Here is a 24,766-nt window from a genome sequence, read left to right on the forward strand (position 1 = left end):
TACTTTGCTAAAAATTTTATAAGACGAAAGATTAATGACTAGAAAGAAAAAAATCTACAAAAAAAAGGGAAAAGTAATCAAAGATTTGACCCGAAAAATATTCAAAATACTTAACGAGGATAGTAATAAAACCTATAACTATAAACAAATTGCCGCTAAATTACGCATCAATGATACGGACGGTAAAACACAAATTTTGCAAAAATTGGTGTCTTTAACAGTCAGTAAGAAAATTATTGAAGTAGAGCGTGGTAAGTATAAAATAAATGAGGATCGCAAGTATCATATAGGTAAGTTAGACGTTACCTCTAATGGGAACGCCTATTTTATGTCTGATGATTTTGAGGAGGATATTTTTGTACCTTCTGTGAATCTAGGTAAGGGGTTACACGACGATCTCGTTCGTGCCTATGTATACAAAAAACGCCGAAGTAACAAGGTAGAGGCAGATGTTGTAGAGATTATCGAACGTGCAAAACAGGAGTTTGTTGGTGTATTACAACTGAATAAAACTTTTGGTTTTGTGTTACCAGATAGTCCCAAAATGTACGCCGATATTTTTATTCCAAAAAGTAAGATTAATGGAGCCGAACACGGCGATAAAGTATTGGCCAAAATTACAGATTGGCCTGAGAATTCGAAAAATCCTTTTGGTAAAATTGATACGGTGCTCGGAAAGCCGGGTGAACACGATACGGAAATTCATTCGATCTTATTGGAATATGGTTTACCGCACGAGTTTCCGACGGACATCGAAAACGAAGCTCGTAAACTTCCAATAGAAATTACCGAAGAGGAAGTAGGGAAACGACGAGATATGCGTGGTGATTTAACGTTTACCATCGATCCTCGAGATGCCAAAGATTTTGATGATGCACTCTCGTTTACCGTGTTAGAAAATGGGAATTACGAGATAGGAATCCACATCGCTGATGTTTCTCATTACGTACAAGAAGATACGCCTTTGGATGTGGAAGCATACAATAGAGCGACTTCTGTGTATTTGGTAGATAGAGTAGTACCGATGTTACCTGAAATGCTTTCAAATGGCGTGTGTTCACTGCGACCAAATGAAGAAAAACTGACTTTTTCGGCCGTGTTTGAAATGAATACTAAGGCTGAAATAGTAGGTACTTGGTTCGGACGAACGGTGACCTATTCGGACAAGCGATTTGCCTATGAAGAAGCCCAAGCTATTATTGAGTCAGGCGGAAATACAGTGCCGGAAGAGGTGTCTTTAACGGGGGCTGCTTACGAAGTGGAGCAACCTATAGTGGATGCAGTTTTAACCATGGATCGCTTAGCGAAAATTTTGCGTAAAAAACGTATGAAAGACGGGGCGATATCTTTTGATAAAGTGGAAGTAAAATTTCATTTAGACGCTGATGCAAACCCGACAGGTGTATTTTTCAAAGAGGCTAAAGACGCCAATAAGTTGATTGAAGAATTTATGCTCTTGGCCAATAGAAAAGTGGCTGAATTTATCGGTTTTGCAAAGGGTAGAGCTACCAATAAAACATTTGTTTACAGGGTACACGACGAACCTGATGTTGAAAAATTGGCAGCGCTTCAGAATATTGTGAACAAATTTGGATATAAAATCAACACAGAAACTAAAGAGAAAACTTCTGAAAGTTTAAACAAGTTGTTGAAAGACGTTCATGGGAAGGGAGAGGCCAATATGGTGGAAACTTTAGCCATTCGCTCTATGAGTAAGGCTGCCTATACTACGCAAAACATCGGTCATTACGGTTTAGCATTTGATTATTATTCGCATTTTACATCGCCTATAAGACGTTATCCGGATGTTATGACCCACAGGTTACTTCAACATTATTTGGATGGCGGAAAGAGCCCGAAATCGGAGGTTTTCGAAGAACGCTGTAAACATTCTTCGAAAATGGAAGAGCTCGCTTCAAAAGCGGAACGTGATTCTATTAAGTACATGCAAGTAAAATACATGGAAGATCACAAGGATCAAGAGTTTGAAGGAGTGGTTTCTGGAGTAACAGAATGGGGAATCTACGTTGAAATTTCAAGCAATAAATGTGAGGGAATGGTGCGTATCAAAGATTTGAAAGACGATTATTACATTTTTGAAGAGAAGGAGTTTGCGGTGGTTGGACAGGCAACTCAGGCGCGAATTCAACTCGGTGATGAAGTAGTGGTAAAAGTTAAGCACACTGATTTAGAACGAAAACACCTGGATTTCGAATTGATTTCACATTAATTTGTGCAAGTGTAACAATAAATTGCAATATTTGTCTTTATAGTAATGGTATGATATTTGCCCTTTTGAAGGGAGTTTCATGTCATTATGAAACACTAAATAACAGAAAAATGAAAAATGTATTGGCAGTTAGTTTGTTGTTTGTTAGTTTTTTAACACTAGCTCAGAACAAGATAACCAAGGATTTAGGAAGTTTTAAAACCTTGAAAGTATATAACGGAATTGATGTAAAATTAGTCAAGTCTGATAAAACCTATGCCGTGATTACTGGTGAGAAGTCAGCAAAGGTTCGTTTTAAAGCGGACAATGATCGCTTAAAGATCGTATTGACGTTCCCGGAAACAAGTGCGGAGGGTAAGGCTAAAATAACTCTGTATTACAAAAATGATATAGCGGTTATTGATGCCAATGAAGGCGCCCTAATTACTTCAGCTGACCTACGTCAGAATATGGTTGAAATTAAAGCGCAAGAAGGCGCTTTTATCAACATGGTGGTGAAAGTAAAGCACCTTAAGGTGAAAAGTACCTCGGGTGCAGTAGTGAAACTTACGGGTGAGGCCAAAAATCAAACGGTACACGTTGATTTGGGAGCAAATTACCACGGCTATAACGTGAATGTCTCAGCCATGAATATCGTTCGTGCTGGGTCAGGAGCCAAGGCAGAAGTTCAGTCTGGAGAAACCTTAGACGCTAAGGTATCTTTTGGCGGTTCAATCTTCTACAAGGGAAAGCCTGAAGTTTTAAAAGATAAAAAAGTAATTGGTGGAGTAATTGAACACAGAAGTTAATTTTGTATCTTTGTCAATAAATTAGATTAAAAATGACGGCACTTACTATATTTTTAGGAATAATGGGACCTTGGCAAATTGCCATAGTTGTAGCCTTAGTATTGTTACTTTTTGGAGGTCGAAAAATTCCAGAATTAATGAAAGGATTGGGTACGGGTATCCGAGAATTCAAGGATGCTACCAAATCTGAAGAAGACGATAAGATAGAAGAGAAAAAATAAAGAAACGAATCCTTAGGGATTCGTTTTTTTTGGTTTATACAGTAACTGCTGTTCCTGAAGCAGTCACCATAAGCATACCGCCATTAGGTCCGACGGTTTCATAGTCTAAATCTACGCCTACAATGGCATTTGCGCCAATTTCTCGTGCGCGTTGCTGCATTTCCTTTAAGGCGATGTCTTTCGCCTCTCTGAGGACTTTTTCATAGGATCCTGAGCGTCCACCGACGATATCTCTGATTCCCGCAAAGAAATCCTTAAAAATATTGGCACCTATAATAGTTTCTCCGGTAACAATACCGTGATAGCTTTGAATGTCTTGACCTTGGAAGGTCGGGGTAGTGGTTACTTTCATTTTTCTAGTTTTAAAATAAAAACGCTGAGGCTATGACCTCAGCGCTTTCGATTAGTTATCGTTTCCTTTTTTCTTGTTTTTGGCTTCTTTCATGGCTTCTCCAATTTGGTTACTGGCGGTAAAACTCGCCACCATATTGTTTAACATATCACTTCCGGCCTGAGGTGAATTCGGAAGTAGTATGAGGTTACTATTGGTGTCCGCTCCAATGGCTTGTAAGGTATCGTAGTGCTGGGTAACAACAATAAGTGCTGATGCCTCTTGGCTGTTGATTCCTACTTTATTAAGAACTTCTACTGATTCTTCTAAACCACGTGCAATTTCTCTACGTTGATCAGCAATACCTTGACCTTGTAAACGTTTGCTTTCTGCTTCTGCTTTCGCTTTCTCTACGATAAGGATACGCTGAGCGTCTCCCTCGTATTGAGCAGCTACTTTTTCACGTTCAGAGGCGTTGATACGGTTCATCGCTTCTTTCACCTGTGCATCTGGATCGATGTCTGTAACTAAGGTTTTGATGATATCGTATCCGTATTCCATCATAGCGTCATTCAATTCTGACTTTACCGCAATGGCAATATCGTCTTTCTTTACAAATACATCGTCTAAGCGCATTTTAGGTACTTCTGCACGTACTACGTCAAATACGTATGAAGTAATTTGATCGTGAGGATAATCTAGCTTATAAAAGGCCTCGTATACCTTTTCTTTGATAACTTTATACTGCACAGAAACTTTGAGCTTCACAAATACGTCATCCAAGGTTTTTGTTTCTACAATTACATCTAATTGTTGAATTTTTAAGCTCAGTTTTCCAGCGATTCTATCTACTAATGGAATTTTGAATTGAAGTCCAGAATGGCGTATGCTTCTGAATCGTCCAAAACGTTCGATAACGCCTGCAGTTTGCTGTTTAATAATGAAAAATGACGATAATAGGACGAGCACTCCGAGTACCGTGACTACGATGTATGGAATTGGCATAATAAAAAGTATTTAAAGTGATTGAATTTTTTTTTACTAAGATCGATAAATCTTACAGCTATTAGACGCAGAATTTAATAAATGTTACATTTTTTTTAAGAACTCTTATATTTGCTAAAAATCAATTATATGGAACTTATTCAAAATAATGCAACTGCACTTTTAATATTGTTGTTTTTAATAGTCACGTTTTTACAATCTGGTATCGACAAGGTTTCTGACTGGAAAGGTAATTTAGAGTTTATTAAAGGTCATTTCAAAAACTCGCCGTTGCGAAATATGGTCCCGCTGTTGTTAGCGATCATTTTGGTAATTGAATTACTCGCAGGGGCCTTCATGTTCGTTGGTGCATTTAACATTATGACCACGGGAGCAAAATCATTGGCCTTGCTCGGAGTACAATTGTCGGCTTTGACGTTGATATTTTTATTAATAGGACAACGCTTAGCTAAAGATTATGCAGGAGCAATGACCTTGGCGGTATATTTTATTATTACCGTTTTAGGTATGTATATTTTAAATCATTAAAATTTATTACTACTAAAAATAGTATAAGATATACTTATTGAAAAACCTCTTAAAAAATCAATTTTAAGAGGTTTTATTTTGTTTTGAATCTACCAATAAGCCTGTCTTGGTAAAAGTTCTTTAAAATGGCTTTATGTAGGTTTTTATACTTTTTTTAGCAGATAAATCAACGATGAGTATTCCTGTGTCTTTTTTGCTTGCCAATTCGATTTAAATCCTTGCATCATGGCACGAATAGGTCGCATACTTCCCGTTTTATATTTCTCACTTAATAAGCTCACGTAATAGGCATCAAATTTCATGGGCTTCGTTTCTTGTAGCTGGAGGCCATAAGGCTTAAACAGTCTTTTAATACTTTCTTTAGAAAAATGCCAAAGATGTCTGGGAACATCGAAAGCTGCCCAAAAGGATTTATAATGCTGGGCATCGTAACTTTTAAAGTTCGGAACAGCAATAACTAAGGTACCTGTGGGGCTAAGTAATTTTTTAAGTTGTTCTATATAGCTATCTAAATCACGTACGTGTTCTAATACATGCCACATGGTGATCACTTCAAATTCTTGTTGGACTACTTCAGCTAGTTCCGTATGAAGTTGCAGTCCTTTTTCTTGTGCGTATTGTTGGGCTACAGCTGAAGGTTCAACTCCGGTAACATCCCAACCGTTATCTTTACAGACCTTTAAAAAATCGCCGGTACCTGCACCAATATCTAGTATCTTTTTAGGACCAGCTGTTTGCTGATTTATAAGACTAAGTTTTTTTTTGAGTGCGTATTTTTTTACCAATTGATAGGTGGTTTCAAACAGACCTTTAGAACGATCGGTATGTGAGATATAAGCTTCGCTTTCATAATATGAAGCCAAGTTTTGAGGTACTGGTGTAGTTACGAGCATGTCGTATTCGCTGTTATATACTAGTTGATACGATTCGTTTGAGACAGTATGATCTATACAGGTTAAGTAGGGCACAGCACCAGTACTATATTTTTTTGTAGTATCCAAGGATGATGGTTTTATTTCCTATTGAAAGAGGAATTCACTAGTACAATATTACGAAATTTTGATTAGTAAGATTGACGGCCAGCAGATATATTTTATGCCTAATAGAGATTTCTATTTTTCTTCTGCAAATGACTTTTGATAGCTGGATTGCTAATTGATTTTGCAAGTGGCTGTTCAAATATTGTGCTTCTCTTTTAAATAGTAACTAAGAGCGTTGTCCACTGAAATTTTAATTTTTGTGGTTACTATTATGATATCAATAGTTTAGGGTAGGATTTATGTTCCCCGTGGAACATTGCTTTTTTTTTTCCTGTGTTGTAGTGGTTTTGTTTCTCTTAATTTTTATGAATTACTGATGTTCCTCGTGGAACATAAGAGCTAAATATCTTAGCATAACTAGAATTTCGACAAAAATTGGATGTCAAGTAGGTTGTTTTTTTCGAATTGGTATTTCGAATTTTAAGAAGAGGTGTTCCACGAGGAACATTCCATGCCAATGGTTTGAGCATTTTTTCTTTGGTAATAGTTTTTCTCTGTTGTTTTGAGAGTTGGTTAATGTTCGATGCAAAACTCCCCTCCTATTTTATGGGGTTGATTTCTAGGTGCTTTTTTCGCATAAGTATCGAGTAGTTATTTTTTCGGTTTAGTTATAGAGATTTTTATGAAACCATTACTTGTTCCACGGGGAACATAATTAGCAAATGTGTTTAGCAAATGTATTTTTACAAGTAAAAGCTTTTGTTTTTATGAGGCACTACTACCCTACTTTTTTGGGTAGGTTTTCTACTTGACTATTTTAAGCTGTTGAATTTCTATTTGTGATTCTTTGTTTGATCAGTACTCTTTTTGAATTTGGTGGTTCCACGAGGAACCTTACCAATATTTTTAGCTAAACTAATGTTCGAAATTCGACGTTTCTTCTTGGACCTCCTTTTTATGATTTAATAGTTTAGGAAAGGAAGGGAAGCAATGCTGGGATTTAAATATATAGTAATAGGCATTATAGGATGCGGTTCCTGAAAATGGTGTATTGATCTCTTTATGCATACCTCCTACTGTCGGAGTAGTTGTTCTTGGAAATTTCTTTTTGAGCTAGGTTATGATGTTCCTCGTGGAACAATAATCCGCAAATTGTTTTAGCATTTCTTTAGTGATGCTGTTTTTTGAATAATACGCGGGTTCTCCTAATGAAGTTGTATTTCCGATTCGGAGTCTGTATATCTGTTTTAGGATGGTGATCGGAAGCAATGTTTTTTAGTTTTTTTATTGCCCAGGTTTGGTCGTGTAGGTTCGTTTTTTTAGTACTTTCTGTTCTGAGTAGCTATTAATGGTTGGATGAGTAGCTATGAAATAGCCAAATGAAAAGAGGAACACTTCCCTTTTGTGATACTACTAGTCAAATTGATTTATCGTTTTAAAAATGACTCAATTTCTGAAAGGCTCGTATGGAAGTTTTGAAATGTCTGATAAACTTCTTTTGGCATTCGTAGCCCTTCTGATGGATCGTACTTTTTAGCAGTCTTGTTTGGATGTTTCTCGTGGAACGCTGTCGTACTGGAATACCATGACAGGTGTTTTCAATTGAGGAATGGTCTCACGAGATATCCATAGTTAAGGAAAGAGACATCCCTCCTTTTCTGAGTGCATAGTTTAATTTAATGTCGCTGTTCCTGATCTATGCAATTGTATTTTTAGGAGCACTTGGATTCGAGCTTAAGGAATGCTAAGAAGCCCTTTTTGAGGTTTTGTATAGGCTATGCTTGGCTATACTTTTTAGAAGGCTTGTTTGGATGTTTCTCGTGGAACGCTGTTGTACTGGAACATGATAACAAGTGTTATCAATTGAGGAATGTTTTTACGAGATATCCATAGTTAAGGAAAGAGGCTTCTCTCCTTTTCTGAGCGTATAGTTTGATTTAATGTAGCTGTTCCTGATCTGTGCGATTGCGTTTTTAGGAGTACTTGGATTTGAATTTTAGGAATGCCAAGAAACCCTCTTTTGAAGTTTTGTATACGTTATATTCAGCTATACTTTTTAGCAGGCTTGTTAGGATGTTTCTCGTGGAACGCTGTCGTACAGGAACACCATGATAGATGTTTTCAATAGAGTAATATTTTCACGAGATATCCATAGTTAAGGAAAGAGGCTTCTCTCCTTTTCCGAGTGCACATTGTAATTTGATTTAGGTATTCCTGATGAACGCGATTGTATTTTTAGGAGTACTTGGATTTGATTTGTAGGAATGCTAAGAAGCCCTCTTAGAGGTTTTGTATACGTTATATTCAGCTATACTTTTTAGCAGGATTATTTAGATGTTTCGCGTGGAACGCTGTTGTACTGGAATACCGTGCTCTGGTGTTTTCAATTGAGCATTGTTTTCACGAGATATCGATCGTTAAGGAAAGAGGCTTCTCTCCTTTTCCGAGTGTATAGTTTAATTTAATGTAGCTGTTCCTGATGAACGTGATTGTATTTTTAGGAGCACTTGGATTTGAATTTTAGGAATGCTAAGAAGCCCTCTTAGAGGTTTTCCAAGCACTATTCTCGGCTATACATTTTAGCAGACTTGTTTGGATGTTTCTCGTGGAACGCTGTCGTTCGGGAATACCATGACAGATGTTTTTAATTGAGTAATGTTTTTACTAGATATTCATAGTAAAGGAAAGAGGCTTCTCTCCTTTTCCGAGTGCACATTGTAATTTGATTTAGGTGATTCTGGTCTATTCGATTGCGTTTGTAGGGATGCTCTGATTCGAGTTTTAGGTATGCCTGAAAGCCCTTTTTCTAGTTCTGTTTGTACGATGCTTAGTTATACTTTTTAGCAAGCTTGTTTGGATGTTTCTCGTGGAATGCTGTAGTACTATAATGCCGTACTTAGGTATTTTTAACTGTATGATGTTTTCACAAGATATCCATAGTTAAGGAAAGAGGCCCTCTCCTTTTTTAATGGTGCTGTTTAATTTAATCTATGCCTTCCTGATCCATGCAATTGTGTTTTTTGGAGCACTTGGATTCGAATTTTAGGTATGCCTAGAAGCCCTCTTTTGAGGTTTTGTATACGTTATACTCAGCTATACTTTTTAGCAGACTAATTTGGATGTTTCTCGTGGAACGCTGCAGTGCTAGAATGCCGAACTCAGGTGTTTTTAACTGTGTGATGTTTTTACGAGATATCCATAGTTAAGGAAAGAGGCTTCTCCCCTTTTCCGAGGGCACATTTTAATTTGATGTAGGTGTTTCTGATCTATTCGATTGCGTTTTTAGGAGTACTTGGATTTGAATTTTAGGAATGCCAAGAAGCCCTTTTTAAGGTTTTGCACACGTTATTTTCAGCTATACTTTTTAGCATACTAATTTGGATGTTTCTCGTGGAACGCTTGTGTACAAGAATACTGTACTCTGGTGTTTCTAACTGCTGGATGTTTATGCTAATAATCCAAAGGTGTTTGAAAAAAAGTTCCTCTCCTTTTCGGAAGATGCTGTTTAATTTGGTTTAGCTGTTCCTGATCTATTCGATTGCGTTTTTAGGAGTACTTGGATTTGAATTTTAGGAATGCCAAGAAGCCCTCTTTGAGGTTTTGCAAACGTCATACTCAGCGATACATTTTAGCAGGATTATTTGGATGTTTCTCGTGGAACGCTGTTGTACTGGAATACCGTGCTCTGGTGTTTTGAATTGAGGAATGTTTTCACGAGATATCGATAGTTAAGGAAAGAGGCTCCTCTCCTTTTTTAATGGTGCTGTTTAGTTTAATCTATGCCTTCCTAATCTATGCAATTGCGTTTTTAGGGGTGCTCTGATTCGAGTTTTAGGAATGCCTGAAAGCCCTCTTTGAGGTTTTGGACACGCTATAATTTACTATACTTTTTAGCAGGATTATTTAGATGTTTCTCGTGGAACGCTGTTGTACTGGAATACCGTGCTCTGGTGTTTTCAATTGAGGATTGTTTTCAATCGAGATCCATAGTTAAGGAAAGAGACTCCTCTCCTTTTTTGTGGTGCTGTTTAGTTTAATCTATGTCTTCCTAATCTATGTAATAGCGTTTTTAGGGGTGCTCTGATTCGAGCTTTAGATATGCCAAGAAGCCCTCTTTGAGGTTTTGTATACGTCATACTCAGCGATACTTTTTAGAAGTCTTGTTTGAATGTTTCTCGTGGAAAGCTGTCGTACTGGAATACGATATCAAGTGTTATCAATTGAGGAATGTTTTTACGAGATATCCATTGTTAGGGAAAGAGGCTTCTCTCCTTTTCCGAGGGCACATTTTAATTTGATATAGGTGTTCCTGATCTATTCGATTGCGTTTTTAGGAGTACTTGGATTTGAATTTTAGGAATGCTAAGAAGCCCTCTTTTGAAGTTTTGTATACGTTATATTTAGCTATACTTTTTAGCAGACTAATTTGGATGTTTCTCGTGGAACGCTGTCGTACTGGAATACGATAACAAGTGTTATCAATTGAGGAATGTTTTCACGAGATATCCATCGTTAAGGAAAGAGGGGGCTCTCCTGTTTCGAGGACACATTTTAATTTGATTTAGGTATTCCTGATGAACGCGATTGTATTTTTAGGAGTGCTTGAATTTGAGTTTTAGGCATGCCTAGAAGTCCTCTTTGAGGTTTTGTATACGTTATACTCAGCTATACTTTTTAGCAGTCTTGTTAGGATGTTTCTCGTGGAACGCTGTAGTACTATAATGCCGTACTTAGGTGTTTTTAACTGTGTGATGTTTTTACGAGATATCCATAGTAAAGGAAAGAGGCTTCTCTCCTTTTCTGAGTGCAAAGTTTAATTTAATGTAGCTTTTCCTGATCTGTGTTGTTTGCTATAGCTAAGTAGAAGTATATACTAAGGAGCTCCTCACTTTTTATAAAATCATGCTGCTCATGTAATACACCTGGTCGAATTAACTTATGAAGTGTTTCCGGAATATTCTGAGGTACGTATGCCCTCTTTAAATTCGTTTTTAACGCTTTTTACCGTTTTAAAATAGTGTTCAGGTTACATTGATCTTTTAAAGAGTATTCTTCGTTCTAAGGGCGTAATTTGGGCTTGAAATGCGGTGTTACTGCTTGTCAAAAAGAAATATTTAAGATTAGCTATAAAATCGCTATGCTGTGTATACTATATAAAACTTTTTATCGTTGTATAAGTATTGTTTGTGTTTAACATACGATATAAGTGTGAAAAAAAAAGAGGCTCTTTATAGAACCTCTTTTTTGTTTTATACTATTCAGCGATTAACGCCCCATATATACGAGTAGTACGGAAATATCACTTGGCGATACACCACTAATTCTACTTGCTTGAGATATTGAAGTAGGTTGAATTTTACTCAACTTTTCTCTGGCCTCAAACGAAAGCGATTTTACTTTTGTGTAATCGAAACTTGAAGGAATCGGAACATTCTCAAGTCTGTTTAATTTGTCGGCATTATTCTTTTCTTTCGCGATATATCCAGCGTATTTTAAATGTATTTCTACCTGCTCTATAATTTCACCGTCTATCTCATGTTCTTCAGTAAAAGCAGCTAGTTTAGCTAAGGATGCGTAATCTTCGAAATTCAATTGCGGACGAGCAGCAATTTTATAGAGCTTCATTGATTGGTTGATCAAAGCGAGATTTTTTGCCTCTAAAATAGGGTTCATTTCCTCTTTAGTAACACTTAAATTCTCAAGAAAATCAATGAGCTTTTGTGTCTTTTCTTTTTTGGCTTGTACTCTATCAAAGCGTTCTTGAGTTGCTAAACCTAACTCGAACGATTTCTCTGTCAAACGCAAATCGGCATTGTCCTGACGTAATAACGTTCTGTATTCGGCTCTAGAAGTAAACATTCGATACGGTTCTTCTGTTCCTTTCGTAATTAAATCGTCAATTAAAACTCCAATATAAGCTTCACTTCTCTTTAAAATGAATGGCGCTTTGTTTTGGGTTTTAAGTGCTGCATTTACTCCGGCCATCAAGCCTTGGGCTGCAGCTTCTTCATATCCTGTTGTTCCGTTAATTTGCCCTGCAAAGAATAAGTTTTCAATCAGCTTAGTTTCTAGATTGTGTTTTAATTGCGTAGGCGGGAAATAATCGTACTCGATTGCGTACCCATATCTGAAGAATTTTACATTTTCAAATCCAGGAATAGCTCTGATAGCTTTGTCCTGTACATCTTCGGGTAATGAAGTTGAAAATCCATTAACATAAATTTCAACAGTGTTCCAACCTTCTGGTTCTACAAAAACCTGATGGCGTTCTTTCTCTGCAAATCGATTGATTTTATCTTCTACCGAAGGACAATAACGAGGACCTGTTGATTTGATACGACCGTTAAACATCGGTGATCGGTCAAATCCTTCTTTTAAGAGCTCGTGAACTTCCGGATTGGTATAGGTTAAATAACACGAACGTTGCTGTGTAAGCGGACGTGTAACTGGTAAATAAGAGAATTTTTCTGGGTTTTCATCTCCAGGTTGTTCTGTCATTTTAGAGTAATCCAACGAACGTCCATCAACTCTTGGAGGAGTACCTGTTTTCATACGACCGGCCTCAAATCCTTTAGCAACCAGGTCTTCTGTGATTCCTGTTGAAGCTCCTTCACCGGCTCTACCTCCACCGAAAGTCTTTTCTCCGATATGGATTAGCCCGTTTAAGAAGGTACCCGCAGTTACAATAACCGTTCGCGACTTAATTTCTAAGCCTAAAGCGGTTTTAACTCCTACAATTTGATTTTCATCAAACAATAATCCATTAACAGAATCCTGATAAAAATCTAAGTTTTCGGTTTGTTCCAGTAAGGTACGCCAACATTCAGCAAATTGCATACGGTCTGATTGCGCTCTAGGGCTCCACATAGCAGGACCTTTTGACTTGTTAAGCATTTTAAATTGGATCGCCGTTTTATCAGTTACGATACCGCTATAACCTCCTAATGCATCGATTTCTCTCACTATTTGCCCTTTTGCAATTCCTCCCATGGCAGGATTACAACTCATTTGAGCGATGTTCTGTAAGTTCATTGTAATTAACAAAGTCTTTGCACCCATATTTGCACTGGCTGCAGCTGCCTCACTACCGGCATGCCCTCCTCCTACTACAATGACGTCGTATGTCGTACTAAATAAACTCATCTTTATTTCAGTTCCACGTGGAACTCGTTTTTTGTTATGGATTTAATAATTCTAAACATTCATTTTCTTTTGCACGCATTTCAGCTTTCTCTTCATCGGTTTTGTCTTTATAACCTAAATAATGAAGAATACCGTGAATGATAACACGATGCAATTCATTTGCAAAGGTAACACCAAATTCTTTAGCATTTTCCTTTACTCGTTCAATGGAAATAAAAATGTCTCCACCTACGAGTTTTCCTAAAGTGTAATCAAAGCTGATAATATCAGTAAGCGTATCGTGCTGTAAAAACTCTACATTAATTTTATGCAAGTACGCATCGTCACAGAAGATGTAGTTGACATCTCCTACTTCTCCTTCGTTTTTAGTAATGCAGTCAATAATCCATTGACGGGTGCTTGCTTCATTTTCTAAGGAAAAATCTAGTTCGTAATTAAATTCAATCATTGTATATCTTTTGCTGTAAATCGAAATCTTTTAAATACCTGTAGCCTCTGAAATTAGTTGTGGTTAATCAGAAAACTATGGGAAACGATAGTTGAAACAATCCCCTCTTACTACCAACTCCCGAATTATAAGGAAACGGATTTGCAAATAAGCTACCTTATCAGGTCGGTTCTCAACTACATTCCCCAGTATTCAACAGCCTGTTCTAGGAACTTCAGGTTCCTTTATCGATACAACGAACTATAAATTACTGTTTTTGGGTACTGTTAAAGTAGTTTTTGACCTTTTGTTTCAAATCGTCGCGCAAAGGTAGGGATTGTCTGCGTAATATTTCGGTCTGGTTTTTAAATAGCTTCTTGAATTTTAGACTTTTCTGGTTTGAAGTACCGTAATTTTTACGGTTGGTATTTGATTCGCGTTCTTTTTTGCGCCCTTGCTCGAAACTAGCTTTGTCTAGTTTTAGTAATTCGTAGTTTAATTGGCGCATGCGCTCGATCACTCCCTGGTTAAACCCTTGCTCAAGAATTTTGTTCTCTAAATCTTCCATTTTCTCTACAATTTTCTTGGCATTTCCATTCCCCCCTTTGCCTTTCTTTAAGGCATCTTGAAGCTGTTGACGTAACTGCGCTTGTTCTTTGTAAATCTGATAGAGTTTGCCATTCATCTCCTCACTCTGCTGTCCTTGTTGCCCTTCTTGTTGTCCTTGTTCCTTGCCTTTACCTTTTTGCTTTCCTTTTCCCTTTTTAGGTTGTCCCTGTTGCGATTTTTTCATCCCGTTTTTCATTTTCTCCATCAATTCATTTTGCTGTTGAATAATGTCGGGTAGGCTAAACGATTTCCCTTTCCCCTTTCCTTTTCCCATTCCTTGCTTGGGGTTCTGCATGGCATCTAAGGTATTACTCAACATGTCAGCTAAGGTGTTAGCAGAGGTCATTACATATTGCTGGTTAGAGACCCCTCGACGGATGCGATTATCCGCTAAGTTTTCTAAGGATTGGTCTATGTTATAATGGGCATTGGCAAGCTCGTCTTGAATTTTAGTACTGATGCTAGGTACACGCATAGACAAGGTAAACAAACTGTCATCTATATGTTCAAAATAGGTTTTAAGCTGGTATTGACGTTTTAAGTTTTTACTAAAGCTAGGGTGATCAGCGTTTATTTCACCAAAATCTTGCATGAGTTTCTCTTGTTTAAAGGAATAGGTAACCAAATTTTCGAGTACCTGGCGTAAACTTTCCATGTTCTCTTCTTGCATCTCCGCACTCATCGATTGCATACTCTGCTGCATTTTTTTGCTCATTTCTTGCATTTTTTGAGCTGCCTTTTTCTGGTTCTTTTTGGCTTTTTCAGAATTATTCTTTTCTAAATTTTCTTGAGCCTTTTGCATTTCTTGCTCCGTTTCTTTTTGAAGCGAATCCATTTCTGGTAATTGCATAGGCTCTTTGAGCTTAGAATTTTCTTTTTTTAAGTCTTTTAATTCTTTTTTAATGGAGTCAAAATCCTTCTTAAGCTTTGCTTGTTGTTCTTTCGTATCCGTTTTTTTAGCGTCGTTTTGCTGTGTTTCTTTGTTGCTTAAGGCCTCTTGTTTTTTAGCGGTTTTATCGAGCATATCGGCAATTTGATTCATTTTTTGCTCTACATAGTAACGCTTGGTCATTTCTAAAATGCGTTCCAAACTCTTCTCTTGCTGTTTGTTTTGCTCAGCGAGTTCCTTGGTTTTTTTTATCAGTTCTTCTTTGCTTAACTTCTCTGCGAGCTTTTTAAGTTCATCCAATAACTTTTGTTGTTTCTCCAGTTTTTTCAATTCCTCTATGCGCTTCTGTAGGTCCTCTTTTTTCTGTTGGAGATCTTCATTTTGCTCTTCTTTTTCCTCTAAGTTCTCTTGCAATAGCTGACTTTGCTTTTGCATCATTTGCCTGTATTGTTGTTGACGCTGTAATAGATTTTGAATATTCTTTTTATCGCTCCAGTTAAGTTGGTCTTTGTTTTGTAAATCGAGCTGGATTTTTTCGAGCTCGCGTTTGCTTTGTTGTTGTTTCTGCAAAGATTGTTTGAGCTGATTTATTTGTCCTTTTTGTTCTTCTAAAAGCTCTTCTTCGAGTTCCTCGCTGCTTTTTTGTCGGTAGAAAAATTTCTTGCTTTGGGTGCGTTTTGCTCCGTTAACACGGTCGTTGTCGTATACCGTAAAGTACAGTTCGTATGTTCCTGCAGTAGGCAACTGGATAGTACCGGGAAATTCGTAATAAAAAGACTGTACTAGGTCGTTACTTAAAGAAATCGACTTCTTGCTGGCCTGCTCATCCGTAGTGCTTTTATAGTTGAGCTCTAATTTACTAAAACCGTGGTCATCGGAAATTTGACCTGCAAATTGTGCATTTCCTCGCGTGATACTGTCGATATTGCTCTCGATGATAATACTGGGAAATTCGTCTTTAACTACTTGAATCGAAAAACTGAGCTCTTCGTAATTTTTTAAATTTTCATTCGATGTACTAATACTGTAATTGATGTTCTCAAGTGCTTTTAAACGATAGCTAAACTCGTCTTCTGCAGTTGTTGTAAACGCTTCGGTCTTTGTGTTATGCTTAAATTGAACGGCGGTAGTTTGTGATGTTTTTACCTTCCATTGTACGGATGTTCCTTGTGGAACAATGACATTTCCAGCATTGTTGAGTGTTTCATTTTTTTTACCCAAGTAAGCTGGATATTGCAGTACCAACTCAATATTTCGAATGGTCGGAGTATTTACTACGCTTATCTCGTAAGTGTCCGATTGTACTCCATTAGCACTGATAAAGAAAGGAAAAGAGGTCTGGATATTTTCAAAAGCATAAGAAAAAAGACCGTTTCCTTCATTGTGTAGGTAATATTCCTGATTTTGGAAGCTTATTTTCGCATTTTCGGGAAGTACAGTTCCCGATGCTTGAACAAAAAGGGTGAAAGAACTCCCTTTGATAACCTTTAGATCATCGGTTGTTAAAGCAAACGAAAAAGGAGCTGGTGGAGCGTATGCGGTTTGGTGATTTAACACGCGCTCTAAACTATTTGATAGTTTCGAACTAAAACCGGTTACAAAACTCAAAATCCAAAACAGCACAGGAATCGCAGCAAAGAGCAAGTACTTTTTGTTGGCCGTAAAATTGATTGCCTTTCCGAAAGGAACGGTTTCTAGCTCTAATGATTTTTGTGCAATGCTAGCTTGAAGTAACTCGGAATACTGACCGTGCTTTTGTAATTGCAGAACGTTGGTGAGCTTGTCACTAACTTCCGGAAAGTGATTTCCAATGATACTAGAGGCCTCTTCAGGGCTAATCCCTTGTTGTAAACCGAATAATTTAAACAGAGGAAATAAAATAAACCGGAGTAATAAATACAATTCCACAGCGATGAAAAGCCAAAAGAGCAAGGTGCGAAATGTAGGTTTTAACCATAAAAAGTGCTCAATAACCAAGGTGAACAGTAAGTACAAAATCCCTAATGCAAAGAAAAAAATACTCCCTTTAATCAGTTCATTGGTATAATACTTCTTACTGAATTGTGCTAGTTTTGACTCTATATTTTTGAATTCATTCATCTTTTTCAGCTTTGTTACTTTCGTTACTCACTTCCGATTGCTAGCAGGCAATCATGATTTTGCTTGAAAATCTGCCTATAGCTTATAACCTATAAAAATACTACTTTTAAAATAAAGGAGTTTTTCACTAAATTTTGTAATTTATATTCGGTATTTCCTACTAAGTAGTAAATTAAGAGTTCGCTTATACAACGTGTTATTTTAAAATTATGAAACAAATTAAACTTCTTGGCTTAACAGCATTGCTAGGGCTTGCAACTACAGTACAAGCACAAAGTCCGTGGACACAAAAAAAGAACAAGGCCTATGTACAGGCTTCTTTTACCAGTATTTCTAACTATGATAAGTTATACGGTGACCCCGATTATGCAACCGAACGAAAAATTACCGACCAAACCATTCAACTGTATGGTGAGTATGGAGTGAGTGATGCCACTACCCTATTTGCAACCGTTCCGTTAAAAATGATGAAGGCAGGTGATCTCGTGGTTCCTGGAGCGACTCCTTGGACTGCTGAAGCTTCAGAGAGTAAACTCGGAAACATTCAGTTTGGTGTAAAGCACAATTTTTACAATAAAAAATGGATTATTTCTGGTCAATTGGGAATAGAAGCCAATACCAGTTCTTACGATGCTGCTTCTGGATTGCGTTCAGGATTTGATGCCTGGAGTTTTTCACCGATGGTATTAGTGGGAAGAGGATTTAGTAATTGGTATATACAAGCTTTTACGGGTGCCGATGTACGAACCAATGCCTATAGCAGTAATTACCGACTAGGAGGAGAATTAGGATATAAAGCTGTCAGCTGGCTTTGGGTAGCAGGATTTTTGGATGGTTCCGCCGCTTTAGGTAATGGAGATCGCGTTGTGCCAGTAAACAATCGCCTAACCGGATTGTACGTCAACAATATTAGTTATGCGGCGTTTGGACTTAAGCTCATCGGAGAGATCAACCAAAAGTTTGGAGTAAATGCAGCTATGGGAGGTGCTTTTGGTGGACGTAACGTAGCTAAAAAGCCCGCCTTTACCTTCGGAGTGTATTACAAATTATAATAGGGGTTTTCCCCCTTTTCTGTCAAGGTAAAAGCACTGAAAAAAAGAGTGGTATCCACCGCTTATTATCAGTCGAAATCTTGATGATAAAAGGTATTACTTGAATGAGTTTTGAAGTTCGTTTAAGTAATGCCTTTTTTTATGAACTATCGGGTAGGAATTTTTCTTCTTTGTTGCGGAATTGTCGCTGTTGCGTGTAAAACCAATAAGGTATCGGTCAACTCGTCATGGAGGGCCGTCAGAGCCAGTACGAGTACTTCGAACTCAGCGGACAAGTGTTTTCTTACAGTTCATGATAAAGCTGGCTTGTCGTATATCTACAATCCTCAGCTGTTCAAAGGAGATTGGTTGGCTCACCTCGGAAAAACGCTGTGTTGGGATTTTCTAGTCCTTCATGACGGTGGGTTGAATGAACCTATTGCTCCTCGATTAGTAATTTACAGTGGTGATCCTATGAATCCGACGGCTGCAGCTGTTTTTACAGCGAGTAACAATACGGCAATGAAAGGACAATGGGTGCATGTGTGTGCCCCTATCGAGCGCTGTTCAGGCAATCAATTACCGAGTAATGCCCAAGGAGATTGGACGATGAAATCGGGTGCTACGGCCAATGATTGGGAGCGGTTATTGCAACAGGTTTCAGGAATACGTTTTGTAGTTGACGTTACCAGTGCACCTACCGAGGTCTTCGGTTTTGATAATATTCAAATTCGGTAGTTCGATGCTATATGCTTGCAGCGCTTCACAAAATGGGGTTGTGTCCTTCAATTATTTCGATGGAAGTACTACTTATTTTTGAGTCTATCATTTCACAGGTTCATCGGGTTAAGTATCTTTGCACTTTTAACAGTTACTACTGATTTTTTAAAGATTTAAAACATGACTGATAACGTAAGAGTACGATTTGCACCGAGTCCGACAGGACCCTTGCATATGGGAGGTGTAAGAACTGCCCTATTTAATTATTTATTTGCTAAAAAACACAACGGAACATTTGTTCTTCGCATTGAAGATACAGATCAAACACGTTATGTGGCCAATGCAGAACAATACATTATAGACTCTTTAGAATGGTGTAATATACCATTTGATGAGGGACCTGGAAAGAACGAAAAATTTGGACCTTACAGACAGTCAGAACGCAAGGAGTTATATAAAAAGTACGCAGAGGAACTCCTTGAAAAAGGGCAGGCGTACTACGCTTTTGATACACCAGAAGAATTACAGCAATTACGCGATGCCTTAGAAAAGGAAGGCAAAACCTTTATTTACAATTGGCACAATCGCGAACAGCTAAATAACTCTCTTTCTCTATCGAAAGAAGCAGTTGCTGCCAAGTTAGCAGCAGGTGAAAAGTACGTGGTTCGCTTTAAAACACCTCAAGGTGAACGTTTGGAAATGAACGATGAAATTAGAGGTACCATTACTATAGACACGAATACCTTAGATGATAAGGTGTTGTTTAAGTCGGATGGGATGCCTACCTATCACTTAGCAAACATCGTTGATGATCATTTGATGGAAATTTCCCATGTGATCCGCGGAGAAGAATGGTTACCTTCACTCCCACTACACGTATTGCTTTACAGAGCATTTGAGTGGGAAGCACCTAAATTTGCACACTTACCACTGATTTTAAAACCAGTTGGAAAAGGTAAATTGAGTAAGCGTGATGGAGATAAGCTAGGATTTCCTGTATTCCCGTTAGCCTATACCAATGAAAATTCAGGAGAAGTTTCAAGAGGATACCGCGAAGACGGATACTTTGCCGATGCTTTTGTAAATATGTTAGCCTTATTGGGTTGGAACCCAGGTACTGAGCAAGAATTGTTTACTTTAAACGAGTTGATTTCTGCTTTCGATTTAAATAGGGTTAGCAAATCTGGGGCGAAATTCAGCCCAGACAAAACAAAATGGTTCAACCAACAATACTTGCAAAACGCTGCTGTTAAGGACCTTTCAGAAGGGTATGAAACCATTTTAAAAGAGAGAGGAATTGCTGAAAGCGCTGACTATATTCAAAAAGTAGTTAGCTTAGTTAAAGAAAGAGCAACCTTTATTACTGATTTCTGGGATTTGTCTGATTTCTTTTTCCAAGCACCGACGGAATTCGATGCCAAAGCTGCTAAAAAGCAATGGAAAGAAACTACTCCAGAATTAATGAACGGTTTAATTGAGGTATTGGAAGGTATTGACGATTGGACGGCAAATGTTACTGAGCCTATTGTCAAAGCTTGGATCACAGAGAGAGAAGTTGGGTTTGGAAAAGTAATGCAACCTCTCCGATTGAGCTTGGTTGGTGCTTTAAAAGGACCTCACCTATTTGATATTATGGAAATGATAGGTAAAGAAGCTACGATTCAACGAATTAAGCATGCAATAGCTACCTTATAAAAACAAAAAAAAGCGGTTTTAAGCCGCTTTTTTTATTTTATATACCTAAGTATTAAAAACACGTTCCAGATGATCTAGCTGCGTGATTTCCACCTTCAAATAGGTTGTTCCAATCCATTTTTATCAAAACACTTAAAGCTCCTTGAATATGCGATCGCATACTTTCATAACTTTCTAGTGAGTGCTTGTAATACACTTGAGGGTTGATACCAATACGGTCAGATACCCAATAAATTCCTCCCACTCCTAAATTAAAGGTTGGCGTCATTTTGCGCTCCGAGTCAACAACACTTCCTCCTACAAAAACATAAGGACTGAAATTGTCAATGATGGCGTCAAAATTGTAACGTAATGAACCATCAATTGAAAAGTACTTGGCACTGTTGGAAACGAATCCTACCTCGTCAAGGGTGTTAAAAGACATTGCGGCATCCACAGAAAGTCGCTCACCAATGGGCATGGTAAGGTTTAATCTCGGTACTTGAAACTGATATTGGTCTCCTATAAAGCCAGCATCGCTTTCACTAAATTTTGTCATCGCAACTCCGAAACCAATTTGCCAAGATTCATTTAAGTTCTGTGCAATTAGGCCGACGCTGAAAAATAGACTACATACTGCTAAAAAAATCGTTTTTCTCATACGGGGATTTTATAATAATAACTTTAAAGCTGTAAATTTAGTATAATTTTATTCTAAATTCACTTTTTTTATGGCTATTATGTAGTCGTCTAAGTCATTGTTATTCATAACTAAATGCAGGGATTCATCACAAACTTTTTCTACATTGTCTAGCGGAAATTGTAAGGCTACTGCAATCTTTCTCAGCAGTACTACTTGGGCTGGATCAACAGAATTATCCGCAAAAATCATTTGTGTCAGTCGGTATAAACGTTCAATGCGTTCATCGTAGTTTACAGGTGGATTTACAGGGTATTTGTTAGGATTTTTCAAAATACTCTCGTATTCCTCCTCGTTAATATGGAGCTTGCGTGCTGCTCGTTGTAATAGGTTTAACTCTTCCGTTGCGATGATTCCGTCACTTTGGGCTATTTTCACAATACTCGCAAAATGACCCAACTCTTGTTTGTGTTTTCCACTTGAATAAATATCAGAAATAGACATGATGTAAATTTTAGGTTATATAATTTTAGATTCAAAAAAGTAAAAAAGTCACCCCTTCCTTTAAGGTTTACGTCAGAAAATATTTTCTTCGGTAGTACAAGCTAAATTTACGAAATCTAAAGGTATTGTTTTTATCAATAGTTATTTTTTCTTGATAAAATATGTTTATTTAAACGGTCTTTTTTAAGTGTCTTTTTATAGAAGATTGAAATTATTTGGAATACGTGTATGCATCACCTACTTAAAGTGTCTAAAAACCCTGTTTTTGTGCTTTTTTCTAAACAGTAAGTTTTGATTTAATCCTACCTATAGACTTATATGTCACAAAATCAGTTTAGTAGAATTTTGTTTGTTATATTTTACAATTTACTAACATTTGTTTTTCAAAGAAAAGCGTTCTTTGTGCTTACTATTTTGAACGAGTTTTGCTTCGTTCTTACCTACTACATCTTTAAAGCACGTTTTGTGAAAACAAAAGGTGCTGTACTAATTTGAATCAACTATAAATTAAAAATAACGAAACTATGATTGATGTTTTAGATCAAATTATTGAAGATGGGTTTAAAAGAAAACTGGTTCACAATTACACCTCCACAGAGCTCGATGCACTTCCCAGTGAAGTAGCCATCGATGGTGATACCTATGTGAATTTTGGTTCTTGTAGTTATTTAGGACTTGAACACGATCCGGATATCAAACGAGGCGTAATTACTGCTGTAGAAAGATATGGAACGCAATTTTCTTCTTCACGAACCTATTTATCTATAGGACTTTACAGTGAATTGGAAGGACAAATGAGACGTATTTACAATCGGCCGGCTATTGTCACTGCAAGTACAACCTTGGGGCACCTGGCAACTATACCTGTGGTTGTCGGACCAAATGATGCCGTTGTCTTGGATTTACAGGTGCATTCCAGTGTGCAAATGACGGTTAAGTTGTTGAAAGAAAAAAAGATACCAGTATATGTGGTAAAGCACAATTGCATGGAATCATTAGAGAAGAAGATAGCAAGTTTAAGTAGCAAACACGAGAAGGTTTGGTATTTTGCCGATGGTGTGTACTCTATGTACGGAGACTATGCTCCCTTTGCTTCTCTGAAAAAATTGTTGGATACCTACAAAAAATTTTACCTCTATATAGACGATGCCCACGGAATGGGCTGGACCGGAGAACACGGTTGTGGAGTTGCTTTTAGTGAGCTCGGAGCACACGATAAAATGATTTTGGCCGTATCGCTAAACAAATCGTATGCGGCTGCTGGTGGTTGTTTGATTTTTCCGAATGAACACTGGGAACGAAAAGTCCGAAATTGCGGAGCTACCTATATATTTTCAGGGCCCATACAGCCTCCTATGCTAGGCGCTGCTATTGCCTCAGCAGCTTTTCATACCTCGTCCAAAGTAAGGCAACGACAAGAAGATTTGATGCAAAAGATTCAGCTGACAAATACTTGCTTAGATCGATTGCATTTACCTCAGTATCAAAAAACAGACAGTCCTTTGTTTTTTATTCCAGTTGGACTGCCTAAAATTTCCTATGATATTGTCAATAAAATGAAAGCGAGTGGCTACTTTTTGAACGTGGCTTCTTTTCCGGCGGTTCCTATGAAAAAAAGCGGAATTCGTTTTATGATAAACTGTAGCCTCAGTGTCGAGCAAATAGAAGGAATACTGTGTACTTTGCAAGAGAAATACCTAGAATCTCTGGAAGAAAATGGGAGTGATTGTAAGGAAGTTGCTCGCGTTTTTAACCTGCCAAACTTTCATAGGGAGTCTTTGAAGCAACCCCTTTCAACTGTTCGAGATTGGCAGGTCAAAATTGATAAATCGATAGTGAATATCGATCAACATGAGTGGGCTCACTGTTTTGATAAGACTCCTACCCTATCCTGTGCTAATTTGTACGAGCTCGAACGTACTTTTTCCGATACTACCACGCGTGAAAACAAATGGGATTTTTATTATGTGACCATTAAGGATGCTAGCGGAGCGCTCGTATTAAAAACTCTTTTTACGCTCGCTTGGACAAAGGATGATATGTTTGCTTCGGCAGCTGTTTCTGAAAAGGTTGAAATGGAACGAGTTAAGAATCCGTATTTTTTAAGTTCTAAAACTCTCGTTTTGGGGACTTTAATAACCAAGGGTGATCATCTGTACCTCAATTACCAGCACGCTGAATGGAAACACGCATTAAGGCTATTAGGAAAGACCTTAAGTGAAGTTCAGGAAAACCAAGGAGCCACTAAAATTATGTTGCGTGATTTTTACGGTGCTCCCGAAAGTGATTTTGAAACGTCCTTATTGGAATTAGGCTATACGAAATTTAGGCTGCCTGATAACTTTTTTGTCCGTAACATCAACTGGAACTCAGAAGAGGAGTACCTGCAAAGACTGAACCAGAAATACAGGTACAACGTACGAAAAGAAGTTTTGAAGTTCAGTGACAATTTCAGTGTGGCTTATCAGAAAGCAGCCAGTGATACAGAACTTCGCTCTTGGTATCAGTTGTATGAACAAGTGTATCACAAATCCTACAAACTCAACGTATTTAAATTGCCATTTCATTTTTTTCAACTCATGAATACTAGTGATAATTATGACTGCATTCAGTTATATCTAGCGAACGATGAGCAAGCCCAACCTAAGCTGGTTGGTGTCATGTTTAGTTGTAAGCAGGCAGATACCTATACAGCTATGATAGTTGGTCTTGATTACGAATGGGTGTACGAGTACAATGTATACAAGCAAATACTGTACAAAACACTCTGTAGAGCAAAGGAATTGGGCTGTAAAACGCTTGATTTTGGTTTTACTGCTGATATGGAAAAGAAAAAATTAGGGGCTGTTGCTCAGGAGACTTATGCCTTTGTTCAGGCTACTGAACACTTGAGCCATTCCTTATTAGATACCTTGTAATAAAGAAAGATTGGGTTGATTCAACTAG

At 37.6% G+C, this 24,766-nt stretch carries 16 protein-coding genes; 8 read left to right on the top strand and 8 right to left on the bottom strand.

Annotated elements, in window-relative coordinates:
- Nucleotides 1-34 precede the first annotated feature (34 nt).
- The 3 genes from rnr (at nt 35) to tatA (ending at nt 3,239) form a co-directional block, all read left to right on the top strand.
- The gene (gene rnr, locus ACKTS5_RS00005) at nt 35-2,230 is read left to right on the top strand and encodes a ribonuclease R (RefSeq protein ID WP_408041765.1); all 2,196 of its coding nucleotides are present in this window, start codon (nt 35-37) and stop codon (nt 2,228-2,230) included.
- Nucleotides 2,231-2,340: 110 nt separating this feature from the next.
- Complete coding sequence (locus ACKTS5_RS00010) at nt 2,341-3,018, top strand: GIN domain-containing protein (RefSeq protein WP_408041766.1); 678 nt, start codon at nt 2,341-2,343, stop codon at nt 3,016-3,018.
- A 32-nt stretch (nt 3,019-3,050) separates the two neighbouring features.
- Nucleotides 3,051-3,239 carry a twin-arginine translocase TatA/TatE family subunit gene (gene tatA, locus ACKTS5_RS00015; protein WP_408041767.1) on the top strand — a complete coding sequence of 63 codons (189 nt, stop codon included), beginning with the start codon at nt 3,051-3,053 and terminating at the stop codon, nt 3,237-3,239.
- 34 nt (nt 3,240-3,273) lie between these two features.
- Here the strand turns inward: tatA and ACKTS5_RS00020 are convergent, their stop codons facing one another.
- Nucleotides 3,274-3,591: a heavy metal-binding domain-containing protein gene (locus ACKTS5_RS00020; protein ID WP_408041768.1), complete on the bottom strand. Its 318-nt coding sequence runs from the start codon at nt 3,589-3,591 to the stop codon at nt 3,274-3,276.
- Nucleotides 3,592-3,642: 51 nt separating this feature from the next.
- The gene (locus ACKTS5_RS00025) at nt 3,643-4,575 is read right to left on the bottom strand and encodes an SPFH domain-containing protein (protein WP_408041769.1); all 933 of its coding nucleotides are present in this window, start codon (nt 4,573-4,575) and stop codon (nt 3,643-3,645) included.
- A gap of 129 nt (nt 4,576-4,704) precedes the next feature.
- On the opposite strand from ACKTS5_RS00025, the gene ACKTS5_RS00030 reads away from it, so the two are divergent.
- Nucleotides 4,705-5,103, top strand: coding sequence for a DoxX family protein (locus ACKTS5_RS00030; RefSeq protein WP_408041770.1), 399 nt, complete (start codon nt 4,705-4,707; stop codon nt 5,101-5,103).
- Between the two features lie 143 nt (nt 5,104-5,246).
- Here ACKTS5_RS00030 and ACKTS5_RS00035 read toward each other — a convergent pair whose 3' ends face one another.
- The 4 genes from ACKTS5_RS00035 to ACKTS5_RS00050 all read right to left on the bottom strand — a co-directional run bounded on the left by ACKTS5_RS00035 (nt 5,247) and on the right by ACKTS5_RS00050 (nt 17,251).
- On the bottom strand, nt 5,247-6,104 hold the full coding sequence (locus ACKTS5_RS00035) for a class I SAM-dependent methyltransferase (protein WP_408041771.1): 858 nt from the start codon (nt 6,102-6,104) through the stop codon (nt 5,247-5,249).
- Between the two features lie 5,244 nt (nt 6,105-11,348).
- Nucleotides 11,349-13,226 (bottom strand): tRNA uridine-5-carboxymethylaminomethyl(34) synthesis enzyme MnmG, encoded by a 1,878-nt coding sequence (mnmG, locus tag ACKTS5_RS00040; protein ID WP_408041772.1) that lies wholly within the window; start codon nt 13,224-13,226, stop codon nt 11,349-11,351.
- 34 nt (nt 13,227-13,260) lie between these two features.
- Nucleotides 13,261-13,674 (bottom strand): rRNA maturation RNase YbeY, encoded by a 414-nt coding sequence (gene ybeY / locus ACKTS5_RS00045; RefSeq protein ID WP_408041773.1) that lies wholly within the window; start codon nt 13,672-13,674, stop codon nt 13,261-13,263.
- 247 nt (nt 13,675-13,921) lie between these two features.
- Complete coding sequence (locus ACKTS5_RS00050; protein WP_408041774.1) at nt 13,922-17,251, bottom strand: DUF4175 family protein; 3,330 nt, start codon at nt 17,249-17,251, stop codon at nt 13,922-13,924.
- Between the two features lie 209 nt (nt 17,252-17,460).
- Here ACKTS5_RS00050 and ACKTS5_RS00055 point away from each other — a divergent pair, with 209 nt between their 5' ends.
- From ACKTS5_RS00055 to gltX, 3 genes are all read left to right on the top strand, one after another.
- Entirely contained in the window at nt 17,461-18,303 is an 843-nt protein-coding gene (locus tag ACKTS5_RS00055; RefSeq protein ID WP_408041775.1) for a transporter, read from the top strand.
- Between the two features lie 141 nt (nt 18,304-18,444).
- On the top strand, nt 18,445-19,020 hold the full coding sequence (locus ACKTS5_RS00060) for a hypothetical protein (protein WP_408041776.1): 576 nt from the start codon (nt 18,445-18,447) through the stop codon (nt 19,018-19,020).
- A gap of 162 nt (nt 19,021-19,182) precedes the next feature.
- Nucleotides 19,183-20,697, top strand: a complete 1,515-nt coding sequence (gene gltX / locus ACKTS5_RS00065) for a glutamate--tRNA ligase (protein ID WP_408041777.1) — start codon at nt 19,183-19,185, stop codon at nt 20,695-20,697.
- 52 nt (nt 20,698-20,749) lie between these two features.
- Here gltX and ACKTS5_RS00070 read toward each other — a convergent pair whose 3' ends face one another.
- Together ACKTS5_RS00070 and ACKTS5_RS00075 are read right to left on the bottom strand one after the other, a co-directional pair.
- Nucleotides 20,750-21,337, bottom strand: a complete 588-nt coding sequence (locus tag ACKTS5_RS00070; protein ID WP_408041778.1) for a hypothetical protein — start codon at nt 21,335-21,337, stop codon at nt 20,750-20,752.
- A 48-nt stretch (nt 21,338-21,385) separates the two neighbouring features.
- Entirely contained in the window at nt 21,386-21,820 is a 435-nt protein-coding gene (locus ACKTS5_RS00075; protein ID WP_408041779.1) for a TerB family tellurite resistance protein, read from the bottom strand.
- 524 nt (nt 21,821-22,344) lie between these two features.
- On the opposite strand from ACKTS5_RS00075, the gene ACKTS5_RS00080 reads away from it, so the two are divergent.
- Entirely contained in the window at nt 22,345-24,738 is a 2,394-nt protein-coding gene (locus tag ACKTS5_RS00080; protein WP_408041780.1) for an aminotransferase class I/II-fold pyridoxal phosphate-dependent enzyme, read from the top strand.
- Nucleotides 24,739-24,766 lie beyond the last annotated feature (28 nt).

This window comes from Tenacibaculum litopenaei (assembly GCF_964514025.1).
Classification (GTDB): Bacteria; Bacteroidota; Bacteroidia; order Flavobacteriales; family Flavobacteriaceae; genus Polaribacter; species Polaribacter litopenaei.